At 70.0% G+C, this 14,690-nt stretch carries 12 protein-coding genes; 9 read left to right on the forward strand and 3 right to left on the reverse strand.

The window, feature by feature from the left end; all coding sequences use genetic code 11:
- Positions 1 to 43: 43 nt before the first annotated feature.
- Together gcvH and gcvP are read left to right on the forward strand one after the other, a co-directional pair.
- Entirely contained in the window at positions 44 to 415 is a 372-nt protein-coding gene (gcvH, locus tag AC3RKB_RS14575; RefSeq protein ID WP_491436983.1) for a glycine cleavage system protein GcvH, read from the forward strand.
- Positions 416 to 508: 93 nt separating this feature from the next.
- Positions 509 to 3,406 carry an aminomethyl-transferring glycine dehydrogenase gene (gene gcvP / locus AC3RKB_RS14580; RefSeq protein ID WP_491436984.1) on the forward strand — a complete coding sequence of 966 codons (2,898 nt, stop codon included), beginning with the start codon at positions 509 to 511 and terminating at the stop codon, positions 3,404 to 3,406.
- A gap of 60 nt (positions 3,407 to 3,466) precedes the next feature.
- Here the strand turns inward: gcvP and AC3RKB_RS14585 are convergent, their stop codons facing one another.
- Positions 3,467 to 3,664, reverse strand: coding sequence for a hypothetical protein (locus AC3RKB_RS14585; RefSeq protein WP_491436985.1), 198 nt, complete (start codon positions 3,662 to 3,664; stop codon positions 3,467 to 3,469).
- A 141-nt stretch (positions 3,665 to 3,805) separates the two neighbouring features.
- On the opposite strand from AC3RKB_RS14585, the gene AC3RKB_RS14590 reads away from it, so the two are divergent.
- The gene (locus tag AC3RKB_RS14590; RefSeq protein WP_491436986.1) at positions 3,806 to 4,276 is read left to right on the forward strand and encodes a hypothetical protein; all 471 of its coding nucleotides are present in this window, start codon (positions 3,806 to 3,808) and stop codon (positions 4,274 to 4,276) included.
- On the opposite strand, the gene AC3RKB_RS14595 is transcribed toward AC3RKB_RS14590, so the two are convergent.
- Positions 4,222 to 4,986 carry a CPBP family intramembrane glutamic endopeptidase gene (locus AC3RKB_RS14595; RefSeq protein WP_491436987.1) on the reverse strand — a complete coding sequence of 255 codons (765 nt, stop codon included), beginning with the start codon at positions 4,984 to 4,986 and terminating at the stop codon, positions 4,222 to 4,224. The two genes, AC3RKB_RS14590 and AC3RKB_RS14595, sit on opposite strands and share 55 nt — an antisense overlap.
- Positions 4,987 to 5,255: 269 nt before the next feature.
- Here AC3RKB_RS14595 and AC3RKB_RS14600 point away from each other — a divergent pair, with 269 nt between their 5' ends.
- The 6 genes from AC3RKB_RS14600 to AC3RKB_RS14625 all read left to right on the forward strand — a co-directional run bounded on the left by AC3RKB_RS14600 (position 5,256) and on the right by AC3RKB_RS14625 (position 13,784).
- Entirely contained in the window at positions 5,256 to 6,821 is a 1,566-nt protein-coding gene (locus AC3RKB_RS14600; RefSeq protein ID WP_491437853.1) for a peptide ABC transporter substrate-binding protein, read from the forward strand.
- Between the two features lie 185 nt (positions 6,822 to 7,006).
- The gene (locus AC3RKB_RS14605) at positions 7,007 to 7,936 is read left to right on the forward strand and encodes an ABC transporter permease (protein ID WP_491436988.1); all 930 of its coding nucleotides are present in this window, start codon (positions 7,007 to 7,009) and stop codon (positions 7,934 to 7,936) included.
- Positions 7,926 to 8,879: an ABC transporter permease gene (locus tag AC3RKB_RS14610; protein WP_491436989.1), complete on the forward strand. Its 954-nt coding sequence runs from the start codon at positions 7,926 to 7,928 to the stop codon at positions 8,877 to 8,879. The genes AC3RKB_RS14605 and AC3RKB_RS14610 overlap by 11 nt, the downstream gene beginning before the upstream one ends.
- On the forward strand, positions 8,876 to 10,645 hold the full coding sequence (locus tag AC3RKB_RS14615; RefSeq protein WP_491436990.1) for a dipeptide ABC transporter ATP-binding protein: 1,770 nt from the start codon (positions 8,876 to 8,878) through the stop codon (positions 10,643 to 10,645). Before AC3RKB_RS14610 ends, AC3RKB_RS14615 begins: the two co-directional genes overlap by 4 nt.
- Positions 10,646 to 10,844: 199 nt before the next feature.
- Positions 10,845 to 12,749, forward strand: coding sequence for a translational GTPase TypA (gene typA, locus AC3RKB_RS14620; RefSeq protein ID WP_491436991.1), 1,905 nt, complete (start codon positions 10,845 to 10,847; stop codon positions 12,747 to 12,749).
- A gap of 345 nt (positions 12,750 to 13,094) precedes the next feature.
- Entirely contained in the window at positions 13,095 to 13,784 is a 690-nt protein-coding gene (locus AC3RKB_RS14625; protein ID WP_491436992.1) for a M23 family metallopeptidase, read from the forward strand.
- 27 nt (positions 13,785 to 13,811) lie between these two features.
- Here the strand turns inward: AC3RKB_RS14625 and AC3RKB_RS14630 are convergent, their stop codons facing one another.
- Positions 13,812 to 14,624 carry an enoyl-CoA hydratase/isomerase family protein gene (locus AC3RKB_RS14630; protein ID WP_491436993.1) on the reverse strand — a complete coding sequence of 271 codons (813 nt, stop codon included), beginning with the start codon at positions 14,622 to 14,624 and terminating at the stop codon, positions 13,812 to 13,814.
- Positions 14,625 to 14,690 lie beyond the last annotated feature (66 nt).

Raw genomic sequence — 14,690 nt, forward strand, 5'->3', positions numbered from 1 at the left:
CGCACCGCACGAGCACCACCACACGACACCAGAGGAGCACCCCATGACCGACCAGGCCGAACTCCAGTACACCGCCGAGCACGAGTGGGTGAAGGTCGAGGGCGAGACCGTCACCATCGGCATCACCGACTACGCCGCCGAGAAGCTGGGTGACGTCGTCTACGTCGACCTGCCCTCCGCGGGCACGGCGATCACCGCCGGCACCGTCGTCGGCGAGATCGAGTCGACCAAGTCGGTGGGCGAGCTGTTCGCGCCCGTCGACGGCGAGGTCGTCGAGTCGAACCAGGCCGTCGTCGACTCGCCCGAACTGGTCAACAGCGACCCGTTCGGCGAGGGATGGCTCATCAAGGTGACCACCGCGTCGCTGCCGACGCTCCTCAGCCACGACGAGTACCGCGCCCTCACGGGCGAGTAGGTCTCGAGACGCGGGCTGAGCCCGCTCCTCGACCAGCGAAGACGAGACGCGGGCCGCGCCCGCACCTCGACCAGCGAAACGATTAGGAAGACGATGACCGCCAGCACCTCCCCGGCCTTCGACGTCGACGCCTTCGGGCGCCGTCACATCGGCACCACCCCGCGCGACCACGAGTGGATGCTCGCAGCGCTCGGCTACGACTCGCTCGACGGGCTCATGGATGCCGCGGTGCCGACCGCGATCCGCATGCACGAGGTCGTCGACTCGGTGATCCCGCCCGCCGCGACCGAACGCGACGCGCTCGCCGAGCTGCGCGCGCTCGCCGATGCGAACATCGTGCGCACGTCGATGATCGGGCTCGGCTACTCGGGCACGATCACGCCCGCCGTGATCCAGCGGAACGTGCTCGAGAACCCGAGCTGGTACACGGCGTACACGCCGTACCAGCCCGAGATCTCGCAGGGCCGGCTCGAGGCGATCATCAACTTCCAGACGATGGTCGCCGACCTCACCGGGCTCGACACCGCCAACGGGTCGATGCTCGACGAGGGCACCGCGGTCGTCGAGGGCATGCTGCTCGCGCGCCGGGCGTCGAAGAACCGCACGAACCGGTTCGTGGTCGACGCCGACGCGCTGCCGCAGACGCTCGCGCTGCTGGAGTCGCGCGCGAGCGCGGTCGGCATCGAGCTGGTCGTCGCCGACCTCGACGAGACGACGGATGTCGCGGCGCTCGGCGAGCACTTCGGCATGTTCGTGCAGTATCCCGGCGCGTCGGGGCGCGTGTGGAACCCGTCGCGCCTCATCGCCGCGTCGAAGGAGCAGGGCGCGCTCGCGGTCGTCGCCGCCGACCTGCTCGCGATGGCGCTGCTCACCAGCCCCGGCGAGCTGGGGGCCGACGTCGCGGTCGGCACCTCCCAGCGCTTCGGCGTGCCGATGGGCTTCGGCGGCCCGCACGCCGGCTACATGGCAGTGCGCAAGGGCCTCGAGCGGCAGCTTCCGGGGCGCCTCGTGGGCGTGTCGCAGGATGCCGCGGGCCACCCCGCGTACCGGCTCAGCCTGCAGGCGCGCGAGCAGCACATCCGGCGCGAGAAGGCGACCTCGAACATCTGCACCGCCCAGGTGCTCCTCGCCGTGATGGCGTCGATGTACGCCGTGTACCACGGGCCGCGCGGCATCCGGCACATCGCGGTCTCGACGGCCGCGAAGGCGAAGGCCCTCGCCGACGCGCTCACCGGATTCGGCCTGACGCTGGCCCACGACGCGTACTTCGACACCATCCACGTGCACGTGCCCGGCCTGGCCGCGAACGTCGTCGCGCGCGGGCGCGAGCTCGGCCTCAACCTCTGGGAGGCCGACGAGGCGACCGTGCACGTCGCGGTCGACGAGACCACGACGGCCGCCGAGCTGTCGCTCGTGGTGGAGGCGTTCGGCTTCCCCGAGCGCACGAAGGTGGCGCCCTCGCTGCGCGAGCTGCCCGCGAGCCTGCCCGAGGGGCTGCGCCGCTCGTCGTCGTACCTCGAGCACCCGGTGTTCAACTCGCACCACTCCGAGACGCAGATGATGCGGTACCTGAAGACCCTGGCCGACCGCGACTACGCGCTCGACCGCGGCATGATCCCGCTCGGCTCGTGCACCATGAAGCTCAATGCCGCGACCGAGATGCAGGCCGTGACCTGGCCCGAGTTCGCGAACCTGCACCCCTTCGCGCCCGAGGCCGACGTGGTCGGCTCGCTCGGCCTGATCGAGCAGCTCGAGGGATGGCTCGCCGAGGTCACCGGCTACGACACCGTGTCGCTGCAGCCGAACGCGGGCAGCCAGGGCGAGCTCGCGGGCCTGCTCGCGATCCGGGGCTACCACCTCGCCAACGGCGACGCGGAGCGCGACGTCTGTCTCATCCCCTCGAGCGCGCACGGCACGAACGCGGCCTCCGCGGTGCTCGCGGGCATGCGGGTCGTCGTCGTCGCGTGCGACGAGCTCGGCAACGTCGACCTCGGCGACCTGCGTGCGAAGATCGCCGACCACGCCGAGCACATCGCGGCGCTCATGATCACCTACCCGTCGACGCACGGCGTGTACGAGCACGACGTGAAGGACATCACGCAGGCCGTGCACGACGCCGGCGGCCAGGTGTACATCGACGGCGCGAACCTCAACGCGCTGCTCGGCTTCGCCCGCTTCGGCGACGTGGGCGGCGACGTGTCGCACCTGAACCTGCACAAGACGTTCTGCATCCCGCACGGCGGCGGCGGCCCCGGCGTCGGCCCGGTCGCCGCCAAGGCGCACCTCGCGCCGCACCTGCCCGGCCACCCGATGGCGCAGCGCGCCGACCACGCGGGCGGCGTCGAGCACGGCGGCGGCCCCGTCTCGGCGGCGCCGTACGGCAGCCCGTCGATCCTGCCGATCTCGTGGGCGTACGTGCGCATGATGGGCGCCGAGGGGCTCAAGCAGGCCACGGCGACCGCGGTGCTCGCGGCCAACTACGTCGCCGCGCGCCTGCGCGACCACTTCCCGGTGCTCTACACCGGAGAGAACGGGCTGGTCGCGCACGAGTGCATCCTCGACCTGCGCCCGCTCACGGCCGAGACCGGGGTGAGCGTCGACGACGTCGCCAAGCGCCTCATCGACTACGGCTTCCACGCGCCGACCATGTCGTTCCCCGTCGCGGGCACCCTCATGGTCGAGCCGACCGAGTCCGAGGACCTCGCCGAGCTCGACCGGTTCGTCGAGGCGATGATCGCCATCAAGGCCGAGGCCGACGCCGTCGGCCGCGGCGAGTGGCCCGCCGACGACAACCCGCTGCGCAACGCGCCGCACACGGCCGAGTCGGTCATCGCGGGGGAGTGGACGCACCCGTACACGCGCGAGCAGGCCGTCTACCCGGTGCACTCGCTCGTGCGCAACAAGTACTGGGCGCCCGTGCGCCGCATCGACCAGGCGTACGGCGATCGCAACCTCGTGTGCGCCTGCCCGCCGATCGAGGCGTTCGCGTAGCGGACGTGCGCCGGGCGGGCGCCCGTGGGGCGGGCGACGCCTGACGCCGGCTCGCGGGCGTCAGGCGTGCGCGGGTCGCGGCGCCGCGTGACGTCCGCGCTCGCGGTACTCGACGCGCGTGGTCGCCTCCACGGCCGCCGTGCGTCGGGCTACGGCGCGCTGCCGGGCCTCGGAGATCTCCGTCTCGTCGGCACGGTGGCGGCGGTCGGTGGCGCGAGCGGCGAGGCCGCCCGCGGCGATGGCGTGTGCGAGGTCCATGGTGGTCGTCTCCCGGTGTCCGGCCGTCCCCCTGACGGCCGGGATCCATGCTCGCGAGATGTGCGATCGGCCGGATCCGGGCCACCCCGCCCGAGGGGCCCGGGAGTACACTGAGGTTCTCTCGCACTAGGGGGTGCGCGCATGATCTCGGTGGATCTCGTCGCCGCGTTCGCGACGGTCGCCTTCGTCGGCGTGATGGTGGGCTGCACGCTCGCCGGATCGGCTTCCCACGGCCTGCAGCACCGGGCCGGGCTCGTCGAGCGCCGGAATCCCGCCCTGGCCGAGGCGCTCCGCCGCGCCGACGCGATGAGCGATCTCCGCATGTCCGGCGGTCTCACGGGCATCGAGGCGTTCTCGCCCGTCTGCACGCCGAGCCGGCGGAGCTGGATCGACGGCGCGCGCATCCGCGCGGCCGACTCCGACCTGCGCGTCGAGCCGCCCGAGGAGGCGCTGCCGCCGATGCCCGCGACCGTGGTCGCGCTCGCGCACGGCCGGCACGTCGTCGAGGCGCCGCGGCCGCGCCATCCGTCGACCCGGCCCGTCGAGCGCGTCGGGCCTCAGCTCGCGGGCGGCGCGAAGAGCGCGGGCCAGAGGCCCACGGCGAGCGGGTAGCCGACGAACGACACGATGTCGAGGATCCAGTGCGCGATGACGAGCGGCATCGTGCGACCCCATCGCGTGTAGGCCCAGCCGAACACGACGCCCATGACGGCGTTGCCGACGAACGCGCCGAAGCCCTGGTAGAGGTGGTACGTGCCGCGGAGCAGCGCACTCGAGAGGATGGTCGCCCACGGGCCGACGCCGAGTTCGCGGAGGCGCGTGAAGAGGTAGCCGACCGCGATGACCTCCTCGACCAGCGCGGCCTTCAGCGCCGCGAGCACGAGGATCGGGATCGTCCACCAGTGCGCGTCGAGCGGCTGCGGCACCACCGCGACCGTGAAGCCGAGCGCCCGGCCGGCCGCGTAGAGCGCGAGCCCGGGCACGCCGATCGCGGCGGCGAGCAGCAGGCCGGATGCCGCATCCCGCCCGGGTCGCGTGAAGTCCAGCCCGATCCGCCGGAACGGGTCCCTGCCGGGTAGCCACAACAGGTACAGCACGAGCGCGACGACGGCCACGCCGAAGACCACGTCGAGGAACTGGTAGGTGAAGTCGAGCCACTCCCGCGCGGAACGCGACTGGTTGAGCGCGGCGCTCTGCTGCCCGAGCGGACGCTCGTCGGTGAGGCGCCCGATGATCGAGACGATGGAGTAGACGGCGGAGGCGCCCAGGGAGAGGGCCAGTACGATCGCGACCTCGATGCGCAGGCGTCGTACCGAGGACATGCGGCAATCCTCGCATGGGGCCGCCAAGACGCAAGATTCGTGCGTTCCCCGTCTGCTCATATGCGCACGTACCCGGTCGTAGGTTGCGCCTCGGTAACGGTTCCGAGATGAAGTTTGTTCGGCTCGAACCCGCTTATAGTCTCGATTCACCTACCAGCGCCCCCTCGCTCGACCACGAAATCGCGCGAGCGTGCGCTCATCTCACAGGAGGAACATTGAACATCAAGAGATTCGGCGTTGCCGCCGTTGCTCTTGCAGCGGCCGGCGTCATGACGCTGGCCGGATGCTCGACCGGCTCTGAGCCCGCCGCCCCTGAGGGCTCCTCGTCCGCCGTCATCACGGTGAACAACACCGAGCCCCAGAACCCGCTGGTCCCGACCAACACCAACGAGGTCGGCGGCGGTCTGGTCATCCAGAACGTCTTCGCCGGTCTGGTGGCGTACGAGGCCGACGGTTCCGTCGTCAACGACGTCGCCGAGTCGATCGAGACCGAGGACGCGCAGACCTACACGATCAAGATCCGCGAGGGCCTGACCTTCACGAACGGCGACCCCGTCAACGCCGAGTCCTTCGTCACGGCGTGGAACTACGGTGCCGCGCTCGACAACGCGCAGCTCTCGAGCTACTTCTTCGAGTCGATCGAGGGCTTCAGCTACGACGAGAACGTCGAGGAGCTGTCGGGCCTCGAGGTCGTCGACGAGACCACCTTCACGGTCAAGCTCAAGCAGCCCGAGTCCGACTTCCCGCTGCGTCTCGGCTACACGGCGTACTTCCCGGTGCCCGAGTCGGCGTGGGAGGACATCGAGGCGTTCGGCGAGAACCCGATCGGCAACGGCCCGTACATGCTCGACGGCGAGGGCGCGTGGGCGCACAACGAGCGCATCGACCTCGTCAAGAACGAGGACTACGAGGGCCCGCGCGAGGCGCAGAACGGCGGGATCGACATGATCCTGTACGCGAGCACCGACGCTGCGTACGCCGACCTGCAGGGCGGCAACCTCGACATCCTCCAGGACATCCCCGACAGCGCGCTGCAGACGTTCGAGACCGAGTTCGAGGGTCGTTCGGTGAACCAGCCCGGAGCGGCGAACGCCACCATCACGATTCCGGAGCGTCTCACGCACTGGAGCGGCGAGGAGGGCAACCTGCGACGCAAGGCCGTCTCGCACGCCATCGACCGCGCCGAGATCACCGACGTGATCTTCAACGGCACGCGCACCCCGGCCACGGACTTCACCTCGCCGGTCATCGACGGCTACTCCGACGAGATCCCGGGCTCCGAGGTGCTCGAGTTCGACCCCGAGCTCGCCAAGGAACTCTGGGCGCAGGCTGACGCGATCGCCCCGTGGTCGGGCACCTTCGAGCTGGCCTACAACGCCGACGGCCCCAACCAGGGCTGGGTCGACGCGGTTGCCAACCAGCTGAAGAACAACCTCGGCATCGAGGCGGCCGGTGCTCCGGTTCCGACGTTCGCGGAGCTCCGCACGTCGGTCACCGAGCGCACCATCCAGACGCCGTTCCGTACCGGCTGGCAGTTCGACTACCCGTCGATGTTCAACGGCCTCGGGCCGCTGTACGGCACCGACGCGGGTTCGAACGACGGCGACTACTCGAACCCCGAGTTCGACACGCTGCTCGACGAGGGCGCTTCGGCGACCGAGGTCGAGGAGGGCATCGCGAAGTTCCAGCAGGCCCAGGAGATCCTCTTCGAGGACCTCCCCGTCATCCCGCTCTGGTACACCAACGCCATGGGCGCATGGGGCGAGCAGGTCGACAACGTGGAGTTCGGCTGGGACACCTGGCCGATCCTGCACCAGGTCACCAAGAGCGAGTAATTCTCGTTCCGGGGCGCCTCGGGGTTAGACTCTGAGGCGCCCGTGGGGCGGCAGTCCTTGCGACTGCCGCCCCACTCCCACGTGTCCCCGATGCACGGCCGATCGGCGTAGCATCGTGTGGACGAACTCGCAAACGGTGAGGTTTCTTCAACATGTCAACAATCACGAACGGGCGGGCCTGATCGATGGCCGGCTATATCGTGCGCCGACTGCTCCAGGCGATCCCTGTACTGCTCGGCACCACCTTCCTGATCTACTTCATGGTCTTCGCCATGCCCGGCGACCCGATCATCGCGCTCTTCGGCGAGAAGACGCCGCCGCCGGCGGTCGTCGAGCAGTTGCGTGAGCGCTACCACCTGGACCAGCCGTTCATCGTCCAGTACCTGCTCTTCCTCGCCGGCATCTTCCGCGGCGACCTCGGCGTCACCTTCACGGGCCAGCCGGTCTCCGAGATCCTCGCCCAGACCTTCCCGGTGACCCTTCGCCTCGCGCTGCTCTCGACGCTCTTCCTCATGGTCGGCGGCATCCTCGTCGGCCTCATCTCGGGACTGCGCAAGGGAGGCATCTTCGACGCGAGCGCCCTCGTCGTGAGCCTCATCTTCATCTCGCTGCCCATCTTCGTGGTCGCCTTCGTGGCCCAGTACATCTTCGCCATCCAACTCGGGTGGTTCCGTGCCACGGTCGGCGTCGGGGCTCCATGGGAGGACCTGATCCTGCCGGCGATGGTGCTCGCGACGGCCAGCTTCGCGCAGATCGTCCGACTGACGAGGGCGTCGGTCATCGAGACGGACACGCAGGACTTCGTTCGCACCGCCGCGAGCAAGGGCCTGTCGCGCAAGCGCATCGTTCCCGTGCACATCCTGCGCAACTCGCTCATCCCCGTCGTCACCTATCTCGCCGTCGACTTCGGCGTGCTGATGGTCGGCGCGACGGTCACGGAGGGCATCTTCAACGTGCCCGGCGTCGGCCGCACCCTCTACCAGGCGATCATTCGAGGCGAGGGGCCCACCGTCGTCTCGTTCGTGACCGTCATGGTGCTGATCTACCTCGTGGTGAACCTGCTGGTGGATCTGCTGTACGCCGTTCTCGACCCGAGGATCCGCTATGCCAAGTAACACCCGACCCACGCAGGCGCACTTCGTCGCGCCGCTCGAAGAGACGCCGCTCGTCGCGATCGACACCGTCAAGGCCGAGGGCAAGCCCTCGAACCTCTGGTCCGACGCCTGGCACGACGTGCGCAAGCGCCCGATGTTCTGGATCTCGATGGTGCTGATCCTGATCGTCGTGATCGTCGCGCTGTTCCCGGGCTGGTTCACCCAGGTCCCGCCGAACAACGACTGCCAGCTGTCCAACAGCAACGGCGGCCCGCAGCCCGGCCACCCGCTCGGCTTCACCAAGCAGGGCTGCGACATCTACTCGCGCATCATCCACGGCACGTCGACCTCGCTCTCGGTCGGCATCATCGTGACCGCGCTCGTCGCCATCCTCGGGATCATCTTCGGCGGTCTGGCGGGTTTCTACGGCGGCTGGATCGACTCGGTGCTCTCCCGACTCGGCGACATCTTCTTCTCGATCCCCTACATCCTCGCGGCCGTGGTCATCATGTCGGTGCTCTCGCAGTACGCGAACGTGTGGGTGATCTCGCTGGCCATCGGCATCTTCGCGTGGCCTGCGACCGCCCGAGTCCTGAGAGCCGAGATCCTCAGGGTGAAGAACTCCGACTTCGTCATGGCGGCCACGGCCGTCGGCGTCTCGCCGTTCCGCATCCTGCTCCGTCACGTGCTGCCGAACTCGATCGCGCCCGTCATCGTCATCACGACGATCTCGCTCGCCTCGGCGATCGTCGCCGAGGCGACGCTCTCGTTCCTCGGCGTCGGACTGCCGTCGTCGACCATGTCGTGGGGCAATGACATCAGCCAGGCGCAGACCGATATCCGGACGGCCCCGCAGACGCTGATCCTTCCCTCCATCGCCCTGTCGGTGACCGTGCTGAGCTTCATCATGCTCGGCGAGGTCGTCCGCGACGCGCTCGACCCGAAGGCGAGGGCCCGGCGATGACCAGCACCGTGAACGGAAGCGACGTGCAGCACACCACCCCGGCAGGCGAGGAGCGTCCGCTCCTCGAGATCAAGGACCTCGAGGTCGCCTTCACCACCCAGGACGGCACGGTCACCGCCGTCGACGGCGTGAACATCACCCTCTACCGCGGTCAGACCCTGGCGATCGTGGGCGAGTCGGGCTCGGGCAAGTCGACGACGGCGCACGCCATCATCAACCTGCTCCCGGGCACCGGCCACGTCGCCGGCGGCAAGATCATCCTCGACGGCGAGGAGATCTCCTCGGCGTCGAAGAAGGAGATGGAGGGCATCCGCGGCCGCAAGATCGGCTTCGTGCCGCAGGACCCGATGTCGAACCTGAACCCCGTGTGGTCCATCGGCTTCCAGGTCGAGGAGGCGATCAAGGCCAACGGCATCGCCACCGGCCGCAAGGAGGTCAAGGCCCGCGCGATCGAGGTGCTGAAGCAGGCGGGCCTGCACGACGCCGACCGACGGCTGAAGCAGTTCCCGCACCAGTTCTCGGGCGGCATGCGCCAGCGCGTGCTCATCGGAATGGGACTCGCGGCCGACCCGCAGCTGCTGATCGCCGATGAGCCGACCTCGGCGCTCGACGTGACCGTGCAGCGCGTGATCCTCGACCACCTCGAGTCGCTCACGCGCGAGCTCGGTACGACGCTGCTGTTCATCACGCACGACCTCGGCCTCGCCGCCGAACGTGCCGAGCAGCTCGTCGTCATGTACAAGGGCAAGGTCGTCGAGTCGGGTCCGTCCCTCGAGATCCTCCAGAACCCGCAGCACCCGTACACGCAGCGACTCGTCGCCGCGGCACCGAGCCTCGCCTCGCGGCGGATCCAGGCATCGGGCAGCGTCGCCGCGGCCGAGGCATCGATGTCGGAGGACGCCGAGCATGCGGCGGGCGACACGATCGACCTGATCGCCACGGCCGAGGCGCGCCACGAGGTGCTCGAGGCGGCGGCGGATCAGCCCCCGGCGATCGTCGTCGAAGACCTGACCAAGGTCTTCAAGATCCGAGGGTCGGGCGATTTCAAGGCCGTCGACAGCGTGTCGTTCCAGATCCCGAAGGGCACCACCATGGCGCTCGTCGGCGAGTCGGGCTCGGGCAAGTCGACCGTGGCGAAGATGCTCCTCAAGCTCGAGGATGCCACGAGCGGCAAGATCGTCGTCGGCGGCAAGGACCTGGCCAGCCTCACCGGCAAGGAGCTCTTCAACCTCCGCAGCCGCATGCAGCCGGTATTCCAGGACCCGTACGGCTCGCTGAACCCGCTCCGCAACATCGGCAACACGATCGCCGAGCCGCTCTTCACGCACAAGATCGGCGACAAGGCGTCGCGCCGGCAGCGCGTGCTCGAGCTGCTCGACCAGGTCTCGCTCCCGCGGACCCTGACCGGCCGCTACCCGAACGAGCTCTCGGGCGGTCAGCGCCAGCGGATCGCGATCGCACGCGCGCTCGCCCTCAAGCCCGAGATCGTGGTGCTCGACGAGGCCGTGTCGGCGCTCGACGTGCTCGTGCAGGCGCAGATCCTGCGCCTGCTCGCCGACCTGCAGTCCGAGCTCGGCCTCACCTACCTCTTCATCACCCACGACCTCGCGGTCGTGCGCGTCATCGCCGACCACGTGTGCGTGATGCAGAAGGGGCGGATCGTCGAAGCGGCGACCACCGACGAGGTCTTCGACCACCCCACGGAGCAGTACACCAAGGACCTGCTCGCGGCCATCCCGGGCGCGAACCTCAAGCTCGGCGCCTAGCGCGGAGCGGTCCGACACCGGGCGCCCGGCATCCTCGACGGATGCCGGGCGTTCGGCGTTCACCCGGACAGGGTAGGCTTGTCGGGCGCGAGCCGTCGTCACGGCCCATCGCGCTCCACCGACTCCCATCCAGCGCCTCCCGCGCTGCCGAACCGCGCCCCGGTGCCCACGGCGACCGGCGGCCCCGCGAGGACCCACCATGGCCAAGGCCACCCGCAACGACCTGCGCAACGTCGCGATCGTCGCCCACGTCGACCACGGCAAGACGACGCTCGTCGACGCCATGCTCAAGCAGACCCACTCCTTCGCCGAGCACGCGCACGTCGACGAGCGCGCGATGGACTCGAACGAGCTCGAGCGCGAGAAGGGCATCACGATCCTCGCGAAGAACACCGCGGTGGAGTACAACGGTGCGCACGCGACCTCCGGCCCCGTCACCATCAACGTGATCGACACGCCCGGGCACGCCGACTTCGGCGGCGAGGTCGAGCGCGGCCTCTCCATGGTCGACGGCGTCGTGCTGCTCGTCGACGCGTCCGAGGGCCCGCTCCCGCAGACCCGCTTCGTGCTCCGCAAGGCGCTCGAGGCCCGGCTGCCCGTGATCCTGCTCGTCAACAAGACCGACCGGCCCGACGCGCGCATCGACGAGGTCGTCGCCGAGAGCCAGGACCTCCTGCTCGGACTCGCGTCCGACATGGCCGACGACGTGCCCGACCTCGACCTCGACGCCATCCTCGACGTGCCCGTCGTGTACGCCTCGGGCAAGGCCGGCCGCGCGTCGCACCAGAAGCCCGAGAACGGCCAGCTGCCCGACTCCGAGGACCTCGAGCCCCTGTTCGAGGCGATCCTGCAGCACGTGCCGGCGCCGACCTACGACGACGAGGCCCCCCTGCAGGCGTGGGTCACGAACCTCGACGCGTCGCCGTTCCTCGGCCGCCTCGCGCTGCTGCGCGTGTTCAACGGCACCATTCGCAAGGGCCAGACGGTCGCCTGGGTGCGACACGACGGGTCGCACTCCAACGTGCGCATCACCGAGCTGCTGAAGACGAAGGCGCTCGAGCGCCACCCCGCCGAGGAGGCGGGCCCCGGTGACATCATCGCGGTCGCCGGCATCGAGGACATCACGATCGGCGAGACGCTCGCCGACCCGGAGGACGTGCGCCCGCTGCCTGCGATCCACGTCGACGACCCCGCGATCTCGATGACGATCGGCACGAACACCTCGCCGATCGTCGGCAAGGTGAAGGGCCACAAGCTCACCGCCCGGATGGTCAAGGACCGCCTCGACCGCGAGCTCGTGGGCAACGTCTCGCTCAAGGTGCTCGACATCGGGCGCCCCGACGCATGGGAGGTGCAGGGCCGCGGCGAGCTCGCCCTCGCGATCCTCGTCGAGCAGATGCGCCGCGAGGGTTTCGAGTTGACCGTCGGCAAGCCGCAGGTGGTCACGAAGACCGTCGACGGCAAGGTCCAGGAGCCCTACGAGCACCTCACGATCGACGCACCCGAGGAGTACCTCGGCGCGATCACGCAGCTGCTCGCGGCGCGCAAGGGCCGCATGGACAACATGGCCAACCACGGCACGGGCTGGGTGCGCATGGAGTTCATCGTGCCGAGCCGCGGGCTCATCGGATTCCGCACCGAGTTCCTCACCATCACGCGCGGCACCGGCATTGCGAACGCGATCTCGCACGGCTACGACGAGTGGGCCGGGGTCATCACGACGCGCAACAACGGCTCCATCGTGGCCGACCGTGCCGGCGTGGTCACGCCGTTCGCCATCATCGCGCTCCAGGAGCGCATGACCTTCTTCGTGAACCCCACCGAGGAGGTCTACGAGGGCATGGTGATCGGCGAGAACTCGCGCAACGACGACATGGACGTGAACATCACGAAGGAGAAGAAGCTGACGAACATGCGTTCGTCGACGGCCGACACCTTCGAGTCCATGACCCCGTCGCGCCAGCTCACGCTCGAGGAGTGCCTGGAGTTCGCGCGCGAGGACGAGTGCGTCGAGGTGACGCCCGAGAAGGTGCGCATCCGCAAGGTCGAGCTCGACGCCACGGCGCGGGCCCGGGCGGCGTCGCGCCTGAAGAAGCAGGCGTAGCGCGGACGGCGGCGGAGGCCTCGGCGGCCTGCCGTGGCATCCGTCGTGGGGTGGCCGATTGATGAAGTTCTCAGAAATCGGCGCGTAAGGTGTGTCGGGTTCATTCGAAACGCCATCAGTTGTTACGAAACCGTTACCACCGAACCCCCACTTCCCCCACATATGACCTTCCCCACGCATGGCCGCCGCGCGGCCTCACGCCCCACGCTGCGCGCACCGGGCCCCCGCCGTTCCCGCACCGCCCAGGACGACGCCGCCCGAGCATCCGTCGCCCAGGGCGACCGCCGAGTCGCGAGGGCGGCTGAACGCCGCTCGCGCCGCACGCCCGCCAAGGCCCGGTCCGCGATGTCGCTCGGGGCGATGACGTTCGTCGGCGGCATCCTGCTCGCCACGAGCGTCCCGGCGCTCGCGGTGAACGCGACCGACACCGAGGTCCGCGCCTCCGTGTACGCGCCCGCCGAGGACACCCTGAACGTCCGGTCGCAGACCCTCGACGTCGGCTCCGAGGTCGCGCTCGCGGCGATCGACGCCGAAGCGTGGTCGGTCGAGGCGGCACCGCCGCCCATCGAGTCGAGCGTCGCCGGCGTCGGCGAGGTGTCCCTCATCGAGACGCCCCGCGTGGTCTGGCCCGTCGATCCGTCGCGGATCAGCGACGGCTTCGGCCCGCGCAGCGCGCCGTGCTCCGGCTGCTCGAGCGTGCACGACGGCATCGACTTCAACCCCGGCGCCGGGGCGCCGATCGTCTCCATCGCCGACGGCGTCGTGATCACGGCGACCGAGTCCGGTGGCGGGCTCGGCGTCTACGTCGAGATCCAGCACAACATCGGCGGTGAGCTGGTCACGTCGCTGTACGCGCACCAGCAGTACGGCTCGCTCCAGGTCTCGGTCGGCCAGCGCGTCAGCGCCGGACAGACCATCGGGGCGGTCGGCTCCACCGGGCAGTCGACCGGTCCGCACCTGCACCTCGAGATGTACGGCGCCGACGGGGTTCGTTTCGACGGGCTCGGCTGGCTGCAGTCGCACGTCACCGGCTGAGCCGGCAGCTGAGCGGCGAACCGCGCTTCAGCTGCCGCTGAAGCGCGGTTCGCGCTTCTCGATGAAGGCGGCCACGCCCTCGCGCATGTCGTCGGTCCGGAAGGCGTCCTCGAAGCCGACGACCTCGAACTCGCTCGCGGTCGCCGTGGGGGTCCCCGCCGCCTGCACCAGGACGCGCTTGGCGAGGGCGACCGCGGTCCACGCGTTCTGCGCGACCTCGGCGATCGTGTTGCGCGCGCCCTCGAGCAGCGCGTCTCGGTCGGGGAAGCGCCGGGCGACGAGCCCGGCCGCATCCGCTTCGCCCGCGTCGATCCGGCGTCCGGTGAAGATGAGCTCCTTCGCGAGCGGCAGGCCCACGACGCGGGGGAGGCGGACCGTGCCCCCGAAACCTGGGATGAGCCCGAGGTGCACCTCGGGCTGGCCGAAGGCCGAGCCCTCGGTCGCGTAGATCAGGTCGCACGCGAGCGCCAGCTCGAGCCCGCCCCCGAGGGCGAAGCCGTCGACGCACGCGATCACGGGTGCCGGGAACGCCTCGATCGTCGCCGCGACGCGGTGGCCCAGCCGGGCGGCCTCGGCGCCCTCCTCCGGGGTGAGCTCCGCGAGCGAGCGGATGTCGGCGCCCGCGACGAATGCGCGGCCGCCCGCGCCGACCAGGATCACGCCGCGCACGGCGTCGCCCTCGGCAGCGAGTGCGTCGAACGCCTCCGCGACCGCGCGCAGCACCTCGGGGGAGAGTGCGTTGAGCGCCCTCGGCCGATCGATCACGACCGTCGCCACGACGCCGTCGCGCTCGATGCGGACGGGCGGCCGGGCGGTGTCGGTCACGGGCTGCTCGGTCATCCGGCTCTCCTCCCCGCGGCGCTGCGCCGCGCTCGCGACCACGCTACGCCATGGTCGACCGCAGGT

It is taken from the genome of Agromyces capsici (assembly GCF_058349965.1).

Excerpts from the sequence above, each read along its gene's own strand:
- AC3RKB_RS14605 (WP_491436988.1), top strand. The coding sequence starts at position 7,007 with ATGGCCGGCTATATCGTGCGCCGACTGCTCCAGGCGATCCCTGTACTG.
- typA (WP_491436991.1), top strand. The coding sequence starts at position 10,845 with ATGGCCAAGGCCACCCGCAACGACCTGCGCAACGTCGCGATCGTCGCC.
- AC3RKB_RS14595 (WP_491436987.1), bottom strand. The coding sequence starts at position 4,986 with ATGTCCTCGGTACGACGCCTGCGCATCGAGGTCGCGATCGTACTGGCC.
- gcvH (WP_491436983.1), top strand. The coding sequence starts at position 44 with ATGACCGACCAGGCCGAACTCCAGTACACCGCCGAGCACGAGTGGGTG.
- gcvP (WP_491436984.1), top strand. The coding sequence starts at position 509 with ATGACCGCCAGCACCTCCCCGGCCTTCGACGTCGACGCCTTCGGGCGC.
- AC3RKB_RS14600 (WP_491437853.1), top strand. The coding sequence starts at position 5,256 with ATGACGCTGGCCGGATGCTCGACCGGCTCTGAGCCCGCCGCCCCTGAG.
- AC3RKB_RS14625 (WP_491436992.1), top strand. The coding sequence starts at position 13,095 with ATGTCGCTCGGGGCGATGACGTTCGTCGGCGGCATCCTGCTCGCCACG.
- AC3RKB_RS14610 (WP_491436989.1), top strand. The coding sequence starts at position 7,926 with ATGCCAAGTAACACCCGACCCACGCAGGCGCACTTCGTCGCGCCGCTC.
- AC3RKB_RS14590 (WP_491436986.1), top strand. The coding sequence starts at position 3,806 with ATGATCTCGGTGGATCTCGTCGCCGCGTTCGCGACGGTCGCCTTCGTC.
- AC3RKB_RS14630 (WP_491436993.1), bottom strand. The coding sequence starts at position 14,624 with ATGACCGAGCAGCCCGTGACCGACACCGCCCGGCCGCCCGTCCGCATC.
- AC3RKB_RS14585 (WP_491436985.1), bottom strand. The coding sequence starts at position 3,664 with ATGGACCTCGCACACGCCATCGCCGCGGGCGGCCTCGCCGCTCGCGCC.
- AC3RKB_RS14615 (WP_491436990.1), top strand. The coding sequence starts at position 8,876 with ATGACCAGCACCGTGAACGGAAGCGACGTGCAGCACACCACCCCGGCA.